This is a genomic window from Flavonifractor sp. An52, assembly GCF_002159385.1.
Classification (GTDB): domain Bacteria; phylum Bacillota; class Clostridia; order Oscillospirales; family Oscillospiraceae; genus Flavonifractor; species Flavonifractor avicola.
Map to the genome: position 1 here is coordinate 1 of NZ_NFIB01000015.1, position 19421 is coordinate 19421.

Genomic DNA, 19421 nt, shown 5'->3' on the forward strand with positions numbered 1-19421 from the left:
AAAACTCAGGGACAGGGCTTGGATTGGCGTTGTCTTTTTCCTGCCTACATGGTCCTTTTTACTCATTCCCATTTGAAATTTTCTTGCATCACCTACTTGACTTCATACCATTGGACTAATACAGGCAGGATGTAGGTCAATTTAAGGCACTGTCCTTGGAAAAAGGTTAATGATTTAATGCAGTTGGTACTGTATAGAGAGTGTTTTTCTTCTGCTTTTCTTCAAGATAAAAACTTTGGCTCAAATCACAAAAATGTCTCTCCAAATGTGTGCAAACATTACAAGAAAGAGAAGCAGCCATGAGCATTAGGAAAATACCTGCTGCTCATGGCTGCTTTCAAGTTAGGGACTGCTATTTAGTGAAACCGACGGACTTTTTTCCATCAACACTTAGCTTGAACAGGGACTTTAACCGCCTGCCGTTTACACCGCCCCACTTTTATGGTAAAATAACTTGTTTCGACGGATGGGAGGCATTTTTTGTGGATCAACATCCTTTTTTTGCCTATTTGTCCCGGATGCGGTATATCAACCGCTGGGGGCTCATGCGCAATACCTTCCAGGAGAATATTCAGGAGCACTCCCACATGGTGGCGGTGCTCGCCCACGCCCTGGCGGTGATCCGGCGGGATGTGTTCGGGAGAGAGGCCGATCCCGGGCTGGCCGCCATGGCCGCCCTGTACCACGACGCCCCTGAGATCCTCACCGGCGACCTGCCCACCCCCATCAAGTACTACGACCCGGAGATCCGGGACGCCTACAAAAAGGTGGAGGAATTTTCCGCCGGCAAGCTGCTGGCCATGCTGCCGGAGCAGCTGCGCCCCGCCTTCTCCCCCCTGCTGCGGGAGGACTATGACCCGGATACCAAGGCTCTGGTGAAGGCCGCGGACAAGCTGTCCGCCCACATCAAGTGCCTGGAGGAGCTGAAGGCGGGCAACAGCGAGTTCCAGCAGGCCGCCCGTCAGACGCTGGATGCGCTGAAAGGCTATAACCTGCCCGAGGTGGACTACTTTTTGGAGCATTTCCTCCCCGCCTTCGGCATGACTTTGGATGAGATGGGCCGGGAATGACCGGCGCCGTTTTCATAGAGACAGAAGAAATAAAGGAGTTATCAAGTATGAGAGCCATTGTCACCGTTCTGGGCAAGGACCGTGTGGGCATCATGTCCGCCGTTTGCGCCCTGCTGGCCCAGCACAACGTCAATATTCTGGATATCAGCCAGACCATCCTCCAGGACTACTTCACCATGGTTATGCTGGTGGACGCCGGCAACTGCGATATGCCCTTTGCCGATCTGGCCGCCCTGATGGAGCAGGAGGGCAAAGATCGGGATCTGTCCATCCGCGCCCAGCGGGAGGACATCTTCAACGCCATGCATCGCATTTGAGGGTGAGCCGACATGATCAATACCAACGAAATTTTTGACACCATCCACATGATCGACCAGCAGCATCTGGATGTGCGTACCATCACTATGGGCATCTCTCTGCTGGACTGCGCCGACTCCGACCCCAACGCCGCCTGCCGCAAGATCTACGACAAGATCACCCGCCAGGCCGAGCATCTGGTGGCCACCGGCGAGGCCATTGAGCGGGAGTTCGGTATTCCCATTGTCAACAAGCGCATTTCGGTGACTCCTATGGCCCTGGTGGCCGGCGCCTCCGAGACCAACAGCTATGTGCCCTTTGCCGTGGCCCTGGACAGCGCCGCCAAAGCGGTGGGCGTCAACTTCATCGGCGGCTTCTCCGCCCTGGTGCAGAAGGGTGCCACCAAGGCCGACCGGAAGCTCATCGCCGCCATCCCTGAGGCCCTGGCCCGCACCGACCTGGTGTGCGCCAGCGTCAATGTGGGCTCCACCAAGGCAGGCATTAACATGAACGCCGTGGGCGTCATGGGCCGCATCATCAAGGAGTGCGCCCAGCTCACCGCCGACAAGGGCGGCTTTGGCTGCGCCAAGCTGGTGGTGTTCTGCAATGCCGTGGAGGACAACCCCTTCATGGCCGGCGCCTTCCACGGTGTGGGCGAACCCGACTGCATCATCAACGTGGGCGTGTCCGGCCCCGGCGTGGTACACCACGCCCTGAAGGACGTGAAGGGTCAGCCCTTTGACGTGGTGGCCGAGACCATCAAAAAGACCGCCTTCCGGGTGACCCGTATGGGTCAGCTGGTGGCCCAGGAGGCCAGCCGCCGTCTGGGCGTGCCCTTCGGCATCGTGGACCTGTCCCTGGCCCCCACCCCCGCCATCGGCGACTCGGTGGCCCGCATCCTGGAGGAGATGGGCCTGGAGACCTGCGGCACCCACGGCACCACCGCCGCCCTGGCCCTCCTGAACGACGCGGTGAAGAAGGGCGGCGTCATGGCCTCCTCCCATGTGGGCGGCCTGTCCGGCGCCTTTATCCCCGTCAGTGAGGACGAGGGCATGATCGCCGCCGCCCGTGCCGGCACCCTCCACCTGGACAAGCTGGAGGCCATGACCTGCGTGTGCTCCGTGGGTCTGGACATGATCGCGGTCCCCGGCGACACCTCCGCCGCCACCATCTCCGCCATCATCGCCGACGAGGCCGCCATCGGCATGGTCAACTCCAAGACCACCGCCGTCCGCATCATCCCCGCCCCCGGCAAGGTGGTGGGCGACACCGTGGAATTCGGCGGCCTGCTGGGCTCCGCCCCCGTTATGCCCGTCCACTCCGAGAGCGCTGAGGCCTTCGTGGCCCGGGGCGGCCGGATTCCGGCCCCCATGCAGAGCCTCAAAAACTAAGGTACCGGGCCGATGTGGGCATCGGCCCCTACGCAAATGATTCCTGTTTTACTCACAAAAGGCCGCCCACGGGCGGCCTTTTTCAAAAGGAGGTTATCATCATGTCCACTTGTCGTTCTGCCTGTCCCTATGATTGCCCTGAGGGCTGCTCTCTGCTGGTAGAGACCGAGGGCAATACCGTCACCTCCATTACCGGTGATCCGGCCAACCCCTTCACCGACGGCTGGGTGTGCGCCAAGATGCGCAATCTGCCGGAGGCCATCAACAGCCCTGAGCGTATCCTCACTCCCCTCCGCCGCACCGGCGCCAAGGGGACCGGGGTGTTTGAGCCCATCTCCTGGGATCAGGCCATCGGAGAAATCACATCCCGCTGGAAGGACCTGATCGCCCAGTACGGAGCGGAGACCATTCTGCCCTACTCCTACGCCGGCACCATGGGCGTGGTCCACCGCAACTGCGGAGAGGGCTTCTTCCACGCCCTGGGCGCCAGCCGCCTCAAGCGCACCCTGTGCAGCACCGCCAAGTCCACCGGCTGGCAGAAGGTGATGGGGGGCTCCTGCGACCTGGCCCCCTGGGATGTGGAGCACAGTGACCTGATCCTGCTGTGGTCCGCCAATATCCCCGCCACCCGGGCCCACCTGGCCCCCATCCTGCGGAAGGCCAGGGAGAACGGGGCCAAAATCATCCTTATTGATGTATACGAAAACGCTTCCGCCGAGCTGGCCGACCAGACCATTCTGATCCAGCCGGGCAGCGACGGCGCCCTGGCCCTGTCCATGCTCCAGGTGCTGGACCAGGAGGGCCTCACCGACGAGGCATGGCTGGCTGAGCACGCCGCCGGGTGGGAGGAGTTTCGGGCTACTCTGGATGTGTGGGACCCGGAGGAGACCCAGTGTCTCATCGGTCAGGCCCCCGATGTGATCCGGGACCTGGCCCGGGCCTACGGCAGAGCCAAGGCCCCCTGCATCGTGCTGGGCAGCGGCTTCTCCCGCTCGGGCAACGGCGGCGAGGCCACCCGGGCCATTACCGCCCTGCCCGCCGCTGTGGGCGCCTGGGCCAAGAAGGGCGGCGGCACCTATGGCGTGTGCTCCTCCCCCGATCTGGTGGACAAGTCCGCCGTCAAGCGTCCCGACCTGGCCGGGCCGAACACCCAGATGATCAACATCAACCAACTGGGCCGTGCCCTGGAGGGCAAGGGCCTCTCCACCCCCATCCGCAGCCTGTATGTCTACCACGCCAACCCGGCCACAGTGACCTCCGACCAGAACGCCGTCCGCCGGGGCCTGGCCCGGGAGGACCTGTTTACCGTGGTCCATGAGCGGTACATGACCGACACCGCCAAATACGCCGACATCATCCTGCCCGCCCCCTACATGGTGGAACAGACCGACCTGTACACCCCCTACGGGTACCGGCAGATCCAGTACGCCCCGGCGGTGGTTCCCGCCCCCGGCGAGGTGAAGAGCAACCTTGAGGTATTTACCCTGCTCTCCGCCGCCATGGGTCTGGACGATCCCTTCCAGGGCCGCACCGCGGAGGAGCTGTGCCGCCAGATGGTGGAGGACAGCTGGGCCCTCTCCCGGGAGGAGAAGGACAAGGTGCTTGCCGGGGAGCCGGTGGTGCTGGAATCCCCCTTCCCCCTGCCCATTCAGACGGAGGACGGCAAGGTCCATCTGGACGATCCTATCATCGGCTGGTTCCCGCCCCACGGCGGCTCCGACCCCTTCCACCTGATCTGCGCCCCGGTGGTCCACACCCTCAATTCCTCCTTCAATGAGTCCTCCACCCTGCGGGACCTGCGGGGGGAAATGACGGTGCGCATGAACAGCGAGGACGCTGCCCGTCTGGGCCTGGTTCAGGGGGAGCAGGTGGTGTGCTATAACAAGCTGGGCGAGATGACCTGCACCCTGGCTCTGGACCGGGCGGTGGCTCCCATGACGGTGGTGGCCGAGGGCGTCTATCCCGGCGAGAACACCGTCAACTGCCTGACCCACGACCGCCTGTCCGACTGGGGCGAGGCCACCACCATGAACGACAACACCATCTGGGTCCGTAAGGCCTAAAGGTTTTTCCGGGAATTGGCTTTTTTCTCTGGTCAAAGCCGGTCCCCGGGTGTATGATAAAGGCATCAGCCGATTCTGGCTTTGTGAAACATAAAAGGAGTGACGTCACCATGATTCAAATCGACACCTCCAACGCCCGTTCTTTCCTGCCCGACACTTGGCTCACCAGCCGTCTGGAGGCGCTGGAGAGCGCCCGTCAGAAGCTGGAGACCGGCAGCGGCGCCGGCGGCGACTTTACCGGCTGGGTCCACCTGCCCCGGGACTATGATAAAGAAGAGTTTGCCCGCATCCAGGCGGCGGCGGAGCGCATCCGCGCCACCTCCCAGGCCCTGGTGGTCATCGGCATCGGCGGCTCCTATCTGGGCGCCCGGGCCGTGGTGGAGCTGGTCAACTCTCCCAACTTCAACCTGACCCACAAGGACGGCCCCGCCATCTACTTCGCCGGCAACGGCCTGTCCACCGACGCCATGCTGGAGGTGATGGACCTCATCAAGGATAAGGACTGGTCCATCAACGTGATCTCCAAGTCTGGCACCACCACCGAGCCCGCCGTGGCCTTCCGTATCTTCAAGAATCTGCTGGAGGAGAAGTACGGCAAGGAGGAGGCCCGCAAGCGCATTTACGCCACCACCGACGCCCACAAGGGTGCCCTGAAGGGTCTGGCCGACGCCGAGGGCTACGAGGAGTTCGTGGTGCCCGACGCCATCGGCGGCCGCTACAGCGTGCTCACCGCCGTGGGCCTGCTGCCCATCGCCTGCGCCGGTGTGGACATTGCTGCCCTGATGGAGGGCGCCCGGGAGGAGATGGAGACCCTGGCTGTGCCCGGCGAGGCCAACCCCGCCTGGCAGCACGCTGCCGCCCGCCACGCCCTGTACACCGGCGGCAAAAAGGTGGAGATCCTGGTGGGCTATGAGCCCTCCTTCCGGTTCTTCGGCGAGTGGTGGAAGCAGCTCTTCGGCGAGAGCGAGGGCAAGGACGGCAAGGGCCTGTTCCCCGCCAGCGTGGAGTTCACCGCCGACCTGCACTCCATGGGCCAGTACATCCAGCAGGGCGAGCGCCTCATGCTGGAGACCGTGGTGCGTTTTGAGAATAGTAACGGCCCCGCCATCACCATCCCCCACGATCCCGACAACGTGGACGGACTCAACTTCCTGGCGGGCAAGGACCTGTCCTTCGTGGCCGAGCAGGCCATGCGGGGCACCCTGCTGGCCCATGTGGACGGCGGCGTACCAAACCTGATGGTCACCGCCCCCGGCCGCTGCGCCAAGAGCGTGGGCGCGCTGATCTACTTCTTCGAGTATGTCTGCGGCCTCACCGGCTATCTGATGGAGATCAACCCGTTTAACCAGCCCGGCGTGGAGGCCTACAAGAACAATATGTACGCCCTGCTGGGCAAACCCGGCTACGAAGATAAAAAAGCTGAGTTGGAAGCCAGACTGTAAGGCCTCCACAACAAGCGTTTTGCCGCAGGCAAAACCTTGATGCCGGGCGGATTTATTCCGCCCGAGCAGATCAAATCTTTGGGGTCCCCACGGAACTGTAGTTCCGTGGGGCGGCCTATAAGAACAATATGTACGCCCTGCTGGGCAAGCCTGGTTACGAAGATAAAAAGGCGGAGCTGGAGGCCCGGCTGGGCTGAATGTGACGGCCAGGTTGTCACAACCTGGAACGCCAACCGTGGGAATTTTTTGTGAACTTGAGCAAATCAGTTGCAATCCCACGGTAAAAATGGTAACATAAATGCACCAGGCCGGGGTGGTCCCGGCGGACTAAGAAGGAGTGATAATTATGGTGAGAGTGATCATGGGGGTCAAGGGCACCGGTAAGACCAAGCAGATGATCGAGCTCATTAACTCCGCTGTTCACAGCGAGAATGGCAACGTCGTTTGCATTGAGCGCGGCCCCAAGCTGACCTATGACATTCACTATAAGATTCGCCTGGTTGAGGCCAGCCACTTTGATGTCTGCAACTTCGACTTTATGAAGGGCTTCATCAGCGGCCTCTATGCCGGCAACTACGATATTACCCATGTGTTCATCGACAGCCTGACCAAGATCGTGACCGCCGACGTCACCGACCACGCGGTTGAGGAGTTCCTGGATTGGCTGAACAGCTTCTCCGAGAAGAACAATATCAAGTTCACCGTCACCATCAGCGCTGACGAGTCTCTGGCCACCGAAGGCATCAAGAAGTACTTCTAATGAACGAAAAACCGCCCTGCCGAAGCAGGGCGGTTTTTTTACGGTCTTTTTACATCTGTTCGTGGAAGGTGCGCTTGATGACCTCCAGCTGCTGCTCCCGGCTCAGGCGGGAGAAATTCACCGCATAGCCAGACACCCGGATGGTAAGGGTGGGATACTGCTCGGGATGCTCCATGGCGTCCACCAGCAGCTGCCGGTTCAGCACGTTGACGTTGAGATGGTGGGCCCCCTGGAGGAAGTAGCCGTCCAGAATATGCACCAGGTTGTCCACCCGCTCCCCCTGGCTCTTGCCCAGGGCGGAGGGCACGATGGAGAAGGTGTTGGACACGCCGTCCTGGCACACCGCCCGGTAGGGGATCTTGGCCACTGAGTTGAGGGAGGCCAGAGCGCCGCTCTTGTCCCGGCCGTGCATAGGGTTGGCGCCGGGGGCAAAGGGCTCCCCCGCCTTCCGGCCATCGGGGGTGGCCCCCGTCTTTTTGCCGTACATCACGTTGGATGTGATGGTGAGGGCGGACAGGGTGTGGATGGCGTTCCGGTACAGGGGGTGCTTCTTCAGCTCGGCGGAGAAGTAGGACACCAGCTCCACGGCAATGTCGTCCACCCGGTCGTCGTCGTTGCCGTACTTGGGGAAGTCCCCCTCCACTGCGAAGTCCACGGCGATGCCGTTTTCATTGCGGATGGGGCGCACCTTGGCGAACTTGATGGCCGACAGGGAGTCGGCGGCAATGGACAAGCCCGCCACGCCGAAGGCGGCCAGCCGCTCCACCAGGGTGTCGTGGAGGGCCATCTGGCTGCTTTCGTAGGCGTACTTGTCGTGCATATAGTGGATGATGTTGATGGTATCCACATAGAGCTCCGCCACATAGGACAGCACCTTTTTATAGTTGCCCAGCACCTTGGGGTAGTCCAGCACCTCGTCGGTGTCCAGCTGGATGTCGGGCACCACTTTGATGCCCTTCTTCTCGTCCACGCCGCCGTTGATGGCGTACAGCAGGCTCTTGGCCAGGTTGGCCCGGGCCCCGAAGAACTGCATCTGCTTGCCCACCGCCATGGCGGAGACGCAGCAGGCGATGCAGTAGTCGTCGCCGTACATGGGCCGCATGAGCTCGTCGCTCTCATACTGGATGGAGTCGGTGTCGATGCTCATTTTGGCGCAGTAGTCCTTGAAGCCCTTGGGCAGATGGGGGCTCCACAGCACCGTCAGGTTGGGCTCGGGGGCGGTGCCCAGGTTGGTGAGGGTATGGAGCATCCGGAAGGAGTTGCGGGTCACCAGGGTGCGGCCGTCCACTCCCATGCCGCCGATGGACTCGGTGACCCAGGTGGGGTCGCCGCCGAAGAGCTCGTTGTACTCCGGGGTACGCAGGTGGCGCACCAACCGCAGCTTGATAACAAACTGGTCGATAAGCTCCTGGGCCCCCTGCTCGTCCAGCACGCCGTTGTCCAGGTCCCGCTGGATGTAGATATCCAGGAAGGTGGACACCCGGCCCAGGGAGGTGGCGGCGCCGTTGTTTTCCTTGATGCCCGCCAGGTAGGCCATATACAGGTTCTGTACCGCCTCATGGGCGTTCTCCGCCGGGCGGGTGATGTCGCAGCCGTACCTGGCGGCCATGGAGGCCATTTGCTCCAGGGCCCGGATCTGCATCTGGACCTCCTCCCGCAGGCGGATGCGCTCGTCGGTCATGGGGCCGTCGATCATGTCCAGGTCCTTTTTCTTCTCCTCAATGAGGAAGTCGGTGCCGTACAGGGGCACCCGGCGGTAGTCGCCCACGATGCGGCCCCGGCCGTAGGCGTCGGGCAGGCCGGTGAGCAGGCCCGCCGTTCGGGCCAGGCGGGTGCGCTTGGGGTAGGCGTCAAACACACCCTCGTTGTGGGTCTTGCGGTAGAGGCGGAAGTGGCGCTCGATCTCCGGGTTGAGCTGGTAGCCGTACTGCTCCAGGGCGGAGGTGGCGTTGCGGATGCCGCCGAAGGGGTTGACGATGCGCTTGAGGGGGGCGTCGGTCTGGAGGCCCACGATGACCTCGTTCTCCTGATCGATGTAGCCGGGGGCGAAGTTGTCGATGCCGGAGACAGCGTTTGTCTCCACATCGATGATGCCCTTCTTCACCTCCTCGATGATGAGGGCCTCGGCTTTTTTCCACACTGCCGCCGTTTTTGTGGAAACAGGGGCCAGAAAATCCCCATTTCCCGAATACGGAGTGTAATTCTTCTGGATAAAATTACGGACATTCACCAAATGCCGCCACTCGCCGGTGCGAAACCCCTGCCAGGCGGTGCAATTTACATCAATGCTCATATGACGACTCCTTTTCTCAGGCCTGAACGCAGGTGCGGTTCAGGCGTTCATTCCAGCGCTCCAGGGCCGCCCCGTCCATGGGGGGCACCCCCTCCAGGGGGTAGGGCAGGCCCAGGGACGCATACTTGTGGACGCCCAGGGTGTGGTAGGGCAGCAGCTCCACCCGCTGGATGTGCTTCAGCCCCTTCAGATAGGCCTCCAGCCCGGCAAGGTGGGGCTCCCCGTCGGTGAGGCCGGGCACCACCACATGGCGGACCCAGAGGGGGACGGCAGCCTGCTGGGCCTGCTCCAGGAAGCGGTCAAAGGCCGCCATGGAACTGCCGGTGACCTGCCGCCAGCCCTCGGGGGTGTAGTGCTTCACGTCCAGCAGGATCAGGTCGGTGTGGGCCAGGATGGCCTCGTACTCCCCCAGGCCGCACCCCGCCGTGTCCAGGCAGGTGTGGATGCCCGCCTCGTGGCACAGCGCCAGGCACTGGGCCAGAAACTCCGGCTGGAGCAGGGGCTCCCCGCCGGAGAATGTGACCCCGCCGGTGCTGCCGTAGTAGGGCTTGAAGCGGACCAGCCGCTCCACCAGCTGCCGGGTGGTAACCGTCTCCGCCGGGCCGTCCACAGCCCAGGTGTCCGGGTTGTGGCAGTAGCGGCAGCGCAGGGCGCAGCCCTGCAAAAAGACCACCGTGCGGATGCCGGGGCCGTCCACCAGCCCCATGGATTCCAGGGAGTGGACCCTCCCCTGTGTCATAGGGAACCATACCTCCTTTTTGCATGAAGAAAAGCCGACAGTCCGGGCTTCTCTCGCCCAGACGGTCGGCTTTTTACTATCATACTCCATGTGGTAGGCTCCACATTATCCGTCAGTCATATGATATTATTTTTATAGCATGAGCATCCCCGCTTTGTCAAGCGGACGGACTTCTGCAAACAAAACAAAAAAGACATCCAAACGGATGTCTTTTTTGGTGGTGGAGACGACAGAACTCGAATCTGTGACCCCTTGCGTGTGAAGCAAGTGCTCTACCGGCTGAGCTACGCCTCCATATTGGTGACCCGTACGAGACTCGAACTCGTGTTACCGCCGTGAAAGGGCGGTGTCTTAACCACTTGACCAACGGGCCATGTTGCCCAAGCGGGCCGAACGCTCGGAAAAGGGACCCCAAAAGACGGCACGTGCCGTCTTTTGGGTCTGGTAGCGGCACCTGGATTTGAACCGGGGACACTACGGGTATGAACCGTATGCTCTAGCCACCTGAGCTATGCCGCCATTTGCACCCGGACGAACAGGGCAAGAGATAGTATATCCGAAGTGTCCCGTTTTGTCAACAGCTTTTTCGCAATTTTTTCAAAAAATTTCAGACGGGGGTTTTTAGTCGATCTTGTAGCCTACACAAGCGCGGGGACTTCCTGCGGGAAGTCCGGCGCAGAGCGCCAAGCCGCGCTCGCGGGCGGGAACCAGTTCCCCCCGCGGCCCCCCTCCGCTCTCCGAGGGGACGGAGGATTCAGTCAATCTTGTATCCCACGCCCCATACCGTTTTAATGAATCTGGGGTTGCGGGAGGGCTCCCCCATCTTCTCCCGCAGGCGGCGGATATGGACCATGACGGTGTTGTTCCGGTCCAGGTACTTCTCCCCCCACACGCTCTCAAAGAGCCGCTCGGCGGAGATGACCTGACCCCGGTTTTCCGCCAGCATCCACAGGATGTCAAACTCGATGGGGGTGAGGTTAAGCTCCTTGTCGTACAGGGTACACTCGTGGGTGGCGCGGTTGATGACCAGGCCGTTGAAGTCCAGAATGTCCTTGCTGTCCCCCTTGTCCGCCTCGTTGTAGCGGGTATACCGGCGCAGCTGGGCCTTTACCCGGGCCATCAGCTCCAGGGGGTTGAAGGGCTTGGTGATATAGTCGTCCGCCCCAATGGTCAGCCCGGTGATCTTGTCCATGTCCTCCGCTTTGGCGGTGAGCATAAGCACCGGGAAATGGTGGTCCTTGCGGATCTCTCCGCACAGGGTAAAGCCGCTGATATCGGGGAGCATCACGTCCAGGATGGCCAGGTCCACCGACCGGCTGTTCACCACCGCCAGGGCCTGGGTGCCGGTGTTGCACTTGTAGACGGTGCAGCCCTCACTCTGCAAATAGACCTCCACCAGATCGGCGATCTCGGGCTCGTCGTCCACCACCAGAATGTTGGCCTCCATAGCCATCCCTCCTTTTGTCTCGATTATACCGGTCCGGCCGTATTTTCGTCAAGCTGGCGGAAAAAATGTAATAAAATCATAAGATGGGCCGGGCCGAGGCGCCGGTGGTGACTTTTCCCGCCAACAGTGGTACAATATAAGTCTACAATTCTGATTCTTCCAGAGAGAGAGGGCTGTTCCATGCACGACGCAGATACATTGCTGGCCCGGGTGGTCGCCCAGGCCAAGGCTCTGGGCATCCCGGTCTCTCCCCATATTCTCCCCCAGGTACGCCTCAACCGCCGGGCGGTGACCCGGTTCGGCTGCTGCATCCGGCAGGCCGACGGCAGCTACCGCATCGAGCTGGCCCAGCGGCTGCTGGAAGCCCCGGAGGAGGCCTGCCTCCAGACCCTGGCCCACGAGGTGCTCCACACCTGCCCCGGCTGCCGGGACCACGGCGTCCGATGGAAGGCCTACGCCGGGCAGATGAACGCCGCCTACGGCTATACCATCTCCCGCACCGGCACCTGTGACCAGCTGGGGGTGGAGGATATCCGTCCCATCCGCCATCTGGTGGTGTGTACCAAGTGCGGCCGGCAGTTCCCCCGCGCCCGCCGCTCCCCCCTGGTGGCCCACCCGGAGCGCTACCGCTGCGCCTGCGGCGGCGTGCTGCGCCTGGCGTATTAGAATGGAGGGAAGGCTACGAAAAAGCATAGCAAGGCCGCCCTGTTCAACCGCATTTTCTCCATCGCGGGTCTGAGCATCGGCGGCGTCATTCTCATTGCTCTGGTGGTCCATGTGACCCGTACCATGGACCTGCGGGCCCTGGTGGCCCAGGTGCAGCCCGGCTGGCTGCTGCTGGCCGCCCTGTGCATCCCCTTCAGCGAGAGCGTGGACGCCATCCTGTTCTACGGCATGGGCAAGGCCGCCGGCTGCCCCATGAAGCTGACCGGCTGCTTTGACGCGGCCTATATCGGGGAATTTTACTACAAGCTGGGCCCCGCCGGAGCCCCCGTCCAGCTCAAGCTGATGTACGACGCCGGGATGTCCGCCACCTACACCGCCTCCATCTACACCTGGAAGGCGGTGGCCAACACCATGGTGTACACCGGCTATGCCGTGGCCGCCCTGGCCTATGAGCTGATCTGGCGAAAGGCCAGCCTGGGCCCCGCCGTAGCCGGCGCCGGAGTGCTCATCGCCCTCTACCTCTTCCTGTGCGGCCTGGCGGTCTTTACCGCCATCCGTCCCGCCCCCATCCAGCGGCTCATCCGAGGCATCCTCACCTTCCTGTCCCGGCACTGGAAGGTGATGGCCAAGGAGGGCATGGTGGACAAGGGCATGAACAAGGTGGAGGAATTCTGCCAGCAGCTGGGGGCCTTCCAGGGCAACAAACGGCTGCTGGTCTGGCTGTACGCCGGGATGTTTGTGGAGCTTACCGCCCTGTTCTCCATCCCCTTCTTCCTCTATCGGGGGCTGGGACTCACCGGCTTCTCCTTTTGGGAGCTGGTGATGGTACAGTGCCTGGTGATGGTGCTCTCCCGCATCATCATGCTGCCTGGCAATGCCGGCGGCGCGGAGGGCAGCTTCTATCTGTTCATGGGCCCCATCTTCGGGGAACATCTGGCAGTAGGTATGGTGCTGTGGCGGTTCGCCTCCTTCCTGGAGGTGCTGCTGCTGGGCGGCGCCTGGTCGGTGGGCCGGTTCGCCAAGCGCTCCGCCGCCCGCCGCCACGCCCAGGAAAAGGAGGGGCCCGCATGAAAGGGAAATACACCCGCCTCAAACTGAAAATGCTGCTGGTGGTCATTGTGGGCACCCTCATCGCCGGAGCCGCCGGCATCTTCCTGCTGGAGGTGGTGGTGGACGGGGTGCTTCAGGACCCCTTCGCCCGGTTCTTCCTGTGGGCGGCCCAGACCCTCTTCGGCCAAAGCCCGGAGGATGCCGCCCACCTCTATCAGATCCTGATCCGGGACAATAAGCAGGAGATCCTCACCGTCTGCATCATGGTGCTCATGCTCATCGCCTTCTATCTGGCCATGGGCCGGTTCACCCACTGGCTGGAGGACATCCGGGCGGCCACCCGCCGCCTGGTGGAGGAGCGGGAGGACCCGGTGGTCCTTCCCCGGGAGCTCTCCCCCATCCAGGACGACCTGAACGTCATCCGCCGCCAGCTGGCCGCCCGGGAGCGGGCCGCCCAGGAGGCGGAGCAGCGCCGGGGGGATCTGGTGGCCTTTCTGGCCCACGACCTCAAGACCCCCCTTACATCGGTGGTAGGCTATCTGACCCTGCTCCACGACGACCCCGGCCTGGCCCCGGAGCAGAGGGCCAAATTTACCGGCATCGCCCTGGACAAGGCCCTGCGGCTGGAGGAGCTGCTGGGGGAGTTTTTCGATATCACCAAAATGGACCTGGACAGCGGAGCGGGGGAGAAGGTGCCCATCCAGCTGTCCATGCTGCTGGAGCAGCTGGCCGACGAATTCTACCCCCTCTTTGCCGAAAAGAACCTCACCTGCGTGGCCGACATCCAACCCCACCTGGTGGTGCGGGGGGACCCGGACAAGCTGGCCCGGGTATTCGACAACGTGCTGCGCAACGCGGTGAGCTACTCCATCCCCGGGGGCACGGTGGATGTAGTAGCCAAGGCCATGGGCTCCTACACAGAAATCACCATTCAGGACGAAGGGCTGGAGATCCCCGAGGGGGAGCTGGCCAACATCTTTGAGAAATTCTACCGGCTGGACGCCGCCCGCTCCACCCGCACCGGCGGGGCGGGGCTGGGTCTGGCCATCGCCAAGGAGATCGTGGAGCTCCACGGCGGCTCCATCCGCTGCGAAAGCAACGGCAAGCTGACCAGCTTCATCATCTCCCTGCCGCTGTACCGAGGAGGAAAGGCATGACACAGAAAGAGACCGCCCTGGCCCGGCTGTCGGGCAACCGGCTTTTGTACATCGATATGCTGGAGGTGCTCCGCCGGGGAACCGCCCAGATCCGCCGGGCAGGACCCGACGGGGTGCTGCTCTACGATCCCCCCAGCGAGGTGTGGTTCCTGGACGCGGAAACCCCCGCCGCCCTGGATGAGATGCTCCCCATGCTGGATGGGTGTGTCATCCTCACCGGCCATCAGATGTGGTACAAGGATAAACTGGCCGCCCACTTCGGCTTTCAGACCGAACAGATCTGCCGCCAGTCGGCCTGGCTGGCCCCCCAGCCGCCGGTAGTCCCCTCTTTTGACGGAGAGCTCCGGTGGCTGGACCGCAGCTGGGCGGTGTGGACGGAGGAGCACTACAGCCACTCCTTCGGCGGAGTTTCCTACATGGAGGATGCCATCGACCGGGGGATGCTGGGGGCCTTTGTGGACGGGCAGCCCGCCGGGTTTATCGCCACCCACATCGAAGGGTCTATGGGGATGCTGGAGGTACTGCCCCAATACCGCCGCCGGGGCATTGGAGAGGCCCTGCTGCTGGCCATGACCGCCTCCTGTCTGGAGCGAGGGATATACCCCTACGGGCAGGTGTGGGCGGACAACGACCCCTCCCTGGCCCTCCAGCGCAAGGTGGGCATGACCCTGTCGGAGGAGCTGCTGTTCTGGCTGTTCTGACAGATGCAAAAAGGGCCTGTTGCAAAATGCGCAGCTCGTACAAAGACCCGTCATTCCGAGAAAAACGGCCGCCCGGTGGGCGGCCGTTTTTCGTGGGAATCCGCCCCTTTTGCCGAGGAAACGGATTGCCACGCCAGTGTGCGCACTGGCTCGCAATGACAGGCTTGTGCAAAACAGCTATTTTGCAACAGGCCCTTTTTCTGCATTTATGCCTCCGTGCCGTGGGCGATGGGCCCGAAATCCTGGAAGGGCAGGATCACCCACAGGGCCCGGCCCAGCACATACCGCTCGTCCACCGTGCCCAGGGTCACATCCCGGCTGTCGGAGGAGTGGTTGCGGTTGTCGCCCATGACGAAGATGGAACCCTCGGGCACCACCACGTCGGTGAGGGTCTCCCCTCCGGGCTGGCGCATGACCTCCTCCGGATTGATATAGGGCTCGTCCAGCACCTCGCCGTCCACGGTAACGGTGCCCGCGTCGTAGTCGATGACCACGTGCTGACCGCCGGTGGCGATGACCCGCTTGACGATGGGGCCCTCGGAGGCGTCAAATTCCTTGGTGAGCACCACTACGTCTCCCTGCCTGGGGGTATAGCCGATGCTCTGTAACAGCAGCAGGTCCCCGTCGTGGAGGGTGGGGTACATGGAGGAGCCCACCACGCCGATGATGCGCCCCACAAAGGTGAAGATGAGAATCAGGGCCACCAGCACCATCACCAGGGCCTGTAACCAGAAGTAGAGGTCCACCTTCAGGGCGTCCTTCCCCTCCAGCTCCTGCTCCTGGGTCTTTTCTTTTGCCAATGCCATCAGCTCCATATGCTTGGAATATGCCACATTATAGAGCTTGCCGAAAAGGTCTTTTCGGCAAGCTCAGCACTTTTTGAAGGTTCAAAAAGTGTTTGACTGGACGCGAAAGACAACCCTGACGGTTTTCTTTCACACTATCTTTCCCTCCGAATCCTTTAGCCGGAGCGATTTTTGATAGATTGATTATAGTAGCAATTTCCCCCGATTGCAAGGGAAATTCGCGTCAGCGGCCCTCCTGCCAGGCTCTTTCCCGGCTGTGGCAGGTGAAGAGCAGGATCTGCCGCTCCTCCCCCAGCTCCTCCAGGCACTCCAGCGCCAGGGCCATGCGGCTGTCGTCGAAGTTGGCCAGGGCGTCGTCCAGCACCAGGGGGCAGGGCTCCTCCTGAGGCAGCACCAGCTTGCAGGCCGCCAGCCGCACCGCCAGATAGAGCTGGTCAGCCGTCCCCTGGGACAGGGCCAGGGCCCGCCGGGACTGGAGGCCGCCGGCCTCCTCGGCCAGGGCCTCAAACTGCCGGGTGAGGGACACCTTGTCGTACTTGCCGCCGGTGAGCTTGGCCAGATAGTCCCCCGCCAGATGGTTGAGGGCGGGGGAGAACCGGGCCTGAAGGCCGGCGTGGGCGGCGTCCAGAGCCTTGAGGGCGGTTTCCAAGGCGGCGTGCTCGGTCTGCCGCCGCTCCAGCTCCTCCCGGGCCTCCTCCTGACGCAGCTCCAGCTCCGCCGGATCGCCCAGGGTGTTCAGCTCGCCCTGGGCCATGGCCAGGCCGCTGCGGAGCCGGGACAGCTCCCCCTCCGCCGCGTTGAGCCGGGCCGCCGTCCCGGCGGGGTCAAACCGGGGCTCCACCCCGGGGTCGGCCGCCACCGGCTCGGGCCGGGGCAGGCTGGCCGCCAGCTTTTCCGCCCCCTCCAGCTTCACCTGGGCGGTGGCCAGCCGCTCCTCCAGCTGGAGGGCACGGGAGATGGCCGCCGACACGCCGAAGGTATCCTTCACCGTGGGGGCAAAGGGGTGGACCAGCTCCAGCAGGACCTTGCGGGTGTTCTCGTCCTGGGCCAGCAGGGCGTCCAGAGCCTGCTGGGCCTCCTCCCGCTGTTTGGCGGCCTGTCCGGCCACCACACAGGCCTCCCGGTAGGCGCTGGCCCGGTTCAGGATACCCTGGGGGTCCTCCGCCTCATAGCGCTCCAGCAGCTCCGCCGCCAGAGTCCCGGCCCGCTTTTTCCGCAGGGCGGCCGACACAAACAGGCCCACGCCCGCCACGGCCAGCACACCGCAGGCAGCGCCGCCCATCCACAGGGCAGGCAGCACTCCGGTAAAGGCCAGCACCAGCGACCCGGCGGCCAGCACCAGGGCAACGGCGCCCCCGGCATACAGTCCGCCGCAGCGGGGAACCTCCCCCGCTGTTTGAGCGTCGGCGCTGGCCTGCTCCCAGGCCTGGTCGGGGGTCATATCGGGGAACAGGGGGTCCACCGCAGCGGCGGCAGCTTCCGCCTCCTGGGCCTGAGCCTGTTCCAGCCGCTCCTCCGCCTGCTTGCGACTGGTGTGGAGGGCGTTGAGCTGGTTCAGTTCCCCCTGGGCCTTTTGCAGGGTGGCCTTGTCGGGAGGCGTGCCATAGCGGTTAAGTTCTGCTTCGATGGTGTCCACCTGTCCCCTGGCCGCCTCCAGGGCGCTCTGAGCCTCCTCCCACCGCTGGCGGCGGGCGGCCATGGCCCGGGCCAGGTGGGCGTCCCGCTCGGCCTGGAGGCGCTTGTGCTCGGTCTGGAGCTTGTCCATCTCCCGGCGGGCCTCCTGGGCCAGCCGGAAGGCCTTGGCCTGACGGCCCGCGATCTCATCGTTGCCGGCCAGCTCCTCCTCCAGCTTGGGGATGAGGCCGGTCTTGTTGTGCTTGCGGCGGTTGAGCCAGTCCCGCAGGCGGCGTTCCACCTGGGAGTAGGACACGTCCTCCTCCCCACTGGAGGCCAGGGCGGCGATACGGGCCTCCAGGGCGGGAGCGCCGTCGATGGCCGCCCCTCCCTGGCACACAAAGGCGGAGCGCTCAAAGACCTCTCTGGGCGCGCCGATGAGGGTCTCCCCCACGTTATCGGCGGTGAGGTATCCCACCGGCTCCCCGGTGTCGGTATACACCGCCTCAAACTTGCCGAAGGGGGTGTTGCCCTTGGGGCCACGGCGAAGGGTGATCTGCTCCCCCTTCCACTCCAGCTCCACCACGCCCTCCATGGCCCCGCCGTTCCAGGGCTGGTAGCGGTTCTTTTCGGCGATGTAGCCCTGCTTGTCCCGTTCCTTGGTGTTGATGCCGTAGAGCATGGCCCGCAGGAAGGCCGACCAGGTGGACTTGCCCCCCTCGTTGGGGGCCTCGATGATATTCAGCCCCTCCTTCAGCTCCAGCTCCCGGTGGTCCAGGCCGCCGAAGGTGGCTTTCATACGAATGATTTTCATGGGCAGGGGTCCTCCCCGTTTTCCAGCGCCGCCAACGCAAACCGGGCGGCCAGTTCAGCCTCCGGCCCGCCCTGGGCCTTCAGCTGGCGCAGGACCAGGCCGGTGAGGGAGTCCTCCCCCGCCCGCTCCCACAGGTCCCGCAGCTGTCTGGTGTGGTCCCGGATGGTGACGCTGTAGTAGTATGGTTGGGCCTGGGCGGTGAGAGCCGCCACATCAGGCGGTCCAAAGGACCGCTGGCCGGTGAGCAGGATGCGGCAACAGTCGCCGCAGGGCTCCGCCGGCAGCACCTCCTCCAGGGCCTGGGCGGCGGTGTCCGCCCCGGTGACGTCGGCCTCCACGATCGCATACCGCCGGGCGGCCAGGGGTACGAACCGGGCGGTGACATCGCTGGGGTCGTCCCCCACGGTGACCACCAGCACCCCCTTGTCCCCCGTCTCGTCAAAGCCCCGGCCCTCAGGGCAGCCGGGGTAGGCCCACCAGGTATCCCCCGCCTTCTGCAACCCGGAGCAGGCATGGATATGGCCCAGGGCCAGATAGGTCAGGCCGCTGGCGGCGATGTCGGCGGGATCGATGGGGCCGTAGCGGCCCTTGCCGTCCACGTCGCCGTGGAGGGCCATCAGGTGGATGCCCCCGTCCCGGGGGACGGTAAAGCCCATGAGGGGGGAGCGGTCGGCCTGGGGGGTGGTGAAGGCCGCCCCGTGGACGGTGCAGCCCAGCTGGGGTAGGGCCACCGACTCCACCGACACGGTGGAAAAGATGTGTACGTTGTCAGGCCATACGGTGTTGGCGTACACCGACCGGGGACCGTAGCAGTCGTGGTTGCCCGGGGCGATGAACACCGGGGCCTGGATCTGGCCCAGGGTGCGGGAGAGGGCCTCCACCGTCTCCTGGTAGGTCTGGCTGGAGTCCAGCAGATCGCCGGAGAGGAGCACCAGATCGGCCCTCACCTCCTGGGCCAGATCGGCCAGCCGGTCCAGCAGCTGCCGCTGCTCTTCCCGCCGCTGCCTTGCCTTGTCCGGGGGCAGGGCGGCAAAGGGGGCGTCCAGATGAAAGTCCGCCCCGTGAATGATGGTTAACATAAATGTATATTCCTTTCCAAAAGGATGGCGGC

16 protein-coding genes, 3 tRNA genes and 1 riboswitch are annotated in these 19421 nt (G+C 63.4%); of the genes, 10 read left to right on the top strand and 9 right to left on the bottom strand.

Annotation, left to right across the window (positions count from 1 at the left end; all coding sequences use genetic code 11):
- Positions 1–482: 482 nt before the first annotated feature.
- The 6 genes from yfbR to B5G06_RS07440 all read left to right on the top strand — a co-directional run bounded on the left by yfbR (position 483) and on the right by B5G06_RS07440 (position 7023).
- Positions 483–1070: a 5'-deoxynucleotidase gene (gene yfbR / locus B5G06_RS07410; protein WP_087188456.1), complete on the top strand. Its 588-nt coding sequence runs from the start codon at positions 483–485 to the stop codon at positions 1068–1070.
- A gap of 47 nt (positions 1071–1117) precedes the next feature.
- A complete protein-coding gene (locus B5G06_RS07415) occupies positions 1118–1387 on the top strand; it encodes an ACT domain-containing protein (protein ID WP_087188457.1) in 270 nt (89 codons plus the stop codon).
- Positions 1388–1399: 12 nt separating this feature from the next.
- Positions 1400–2758, top strand: coding sequence for a PFL family protein (locus B5G06_RS07420; RefSeq protein ID WP_087188458.1), 1359 nt, complete (start codon positions 1400–1402; stop codon positions 2756–2758).
- A 101-nt stretch (positions 2759–2859) separates the two neighbouring features.
- Positions 2860–4821 carry a molybdopterin-dependent oxidoreductase gene (locus B5G06_RS07425; RefSeq protein ID WP_087188459.1) on the top strand — a complete coding sequence of 654 codons (1962 nt, stop codon included), beginning with the start codon at positions 2860–2862 and terminating at the stop codon, positions 4819–4821.
- A 110-nt stretch (positions 4822–4931) separates the two neighbouring features.
- Positions 4932–6263 (top strand): glucose-6-phosphate isomerase, encoded by a 1332-nt coding sequence (locus tag B5G06_RS07430; protein ID WP_087188460.1) that lies wholly within the window; start codon positions 4932–4934, stop codon positions 6261–6263.
- A 346-nt stretch (positions 6264–6609) separates the two neighbouring features.
- A complete protein-coding gene (locus tag B5G06_RS07440) occupies positions 6610–7023 on the top strand; it encodes a hypothetical protein (RefSeq protein WP_087188461.1) in 414 nt (137 codons plus the stop codon).
- 49 nt (positions 7024–7072) lie between these two features.
- Here B5G06_RS07440 and pflB read toward each other — a convergent pair whose 3' ends face one another.
- From pflB to vanR, 6 genes are all read right to left on the bottom strand, one after another.
- Entirely contained in the window at positions 7073–9316 is a 2244-nt protein-coding gene (pflB, locus tag B5G06_RS07445; RefSeq protein WP_087188462.1) for a formate C-acetyltransferase, read from the bottom strand.
- Between the two features lie 16 nt (positions 9317–9332).
- A complete protein-coding gene (gene pflA, locus B5G06_RS07450; protein ID WP_087188463.1) occupies positions 9333–10055 on the bottom strand; it encodes a pyruvate formate-lyase-activating protein in 723 nt (240 codons plus the stop codon).
- Positions 10056–10103: 48 nt separating this feature from the next.
- Positions 10104–10185, bottom strand: a riboswitch (ZMP/ZTP riboswitch).
- A gap of 88 nt (positions 10186–10273) precedes the next feature.
- Positions 10274–10349, bottom strand: a tRNA-Val gene (locus B5G06_RS07455).
- Positions 10350–10353: 4 nt separating this feature from the next.
- Positions 10354–10428 (bottom strand) — tRNA-Glu (locus tag B5G06_RS07460).
- A gap of 69 nt (positions 10429–10497) precedes the next feature.
- Positions 10498–10574: transfer RNA gene (locus tag B5G06_RS07465), tRNA-Met, on the bottom strand.
- A gap of 235 nt (positions 10575–10809) precedes the next feature.
- Positions 10810–11502: a VanR-ABDEGLN family response regulator transcription factor gene (gene vanR / locus B5G06_RS07470; RefSeq protein ID WP_087188464.1), complete on the bottom strand. Its 693-nt coding sequence runs from the start codon at positions 11500–11502 to the stop codon at positions 10810–10812.
- A 180-nt stretch (positions 11503–11682) separates the two neighbouring features.
- On the opposite strand from vanR, the gene B5G06_RS07475 reads away from it, so the two are divergent.
- The 4 genes from B5G06_RS07475 to B5G06_RS07490 are packed head-to-tail and all read left to right on the top strand — an operon-like array spanning position 11683 to position 15076.
- Positions 11683–12168, top strand: a complete 486-nt coding sequence (locus tag B5G06_RS07475; RefSeq protein WP_087188465.1) for a SprT-like domain-containing protein — start codon at positions 11683–11685, stop codon at positions 12166–12168.
- Positions 12169–12228: 60 nt separating this feature from the next.
- A complete protein-coding gene (locus tag B5G06_RS07480; RefSeq protein ID WP_255396445.1) occupies positions 12229–13239 on the top strand; it encodes a lysylphosphatidylglycerol synthase transmembrane domain-containing protein in 1011 nt (336 codons plus the stop codon).
- Positions 13236–14375 (top strand): sensor histidine kinase, encoded by a 1140-nt coding sequence (locus tag B5G06_RS07485; RefSeq protein WP_087188467.1) that lies wholly within the window; start codon positions 13236–13238, stop codon positions 14373–14375. Before B5G06_RS07480 ends, B5G06_RS07485 begins: the two co-directional genes overlap by 4 nt.
- Positions 14372–15076 carry a GNAT family N-acetyltransferase gene (locus tag B5G06_RS07490; protein ID WP_087188468.1) on the top strand — a complete coding sequence of 235 codons (705 nt, stop codon included), beginning with the start codon at positions 14372–14374 and terminating at the stop codon, positions 15074–15076. The genes B5G06_RS07485 and B5G06_RS07490 overlap by 4 nt, the downstream gene beginning before the upstream one ends.
- 206 nt (positions 15077–15282) lie before the next feature.
- Here B5G06_RS07490 and lepB read toward each other — a convergent pair whose 3' ends face one another.
- From lepB to B5G06_RS07505, 3 genes are all read right to left on the bottom strand, one after another.
- Positions 15283–15891 (bottom strand): signal peptidase I, encoded by a 609-nt coding sequence (gene lepB, locus B5G06_RS07495; RefSeq protein ID WP_087188469.1) that lies wholly within the window; start codon positions 15889–15891, stop codon positions 15283–15285.
- A gap of 214 nt (positions 15892–16105) precedes the next feature.
- On the bottom strand, positions 16106–18310 hold the full coding sequence (locus tag B5G06_RS14580; protein WP_087188470.1) for an ATP-binding protein: 2205 nt from the start codon (positions 18308–18310) through the stop codon (positions 16106–16108).
- Positions 18307–19389 (bottom strand): metallophosphoesterase family protein, encoded by a 1083-nt coding sequence (locus B5G06_RS07505; RefSeq protein WP_087188471.1) that lies wholly within the window; start codon positions 19387–19389, stop codon positions 18307–18309. Before B5G06_RS07505 ends, B5G06_RS14580 begins: the two co-directional genes overlap by 4 nt.
- Positions 19390–19421 lie beyond the last annotated feature (32 nt).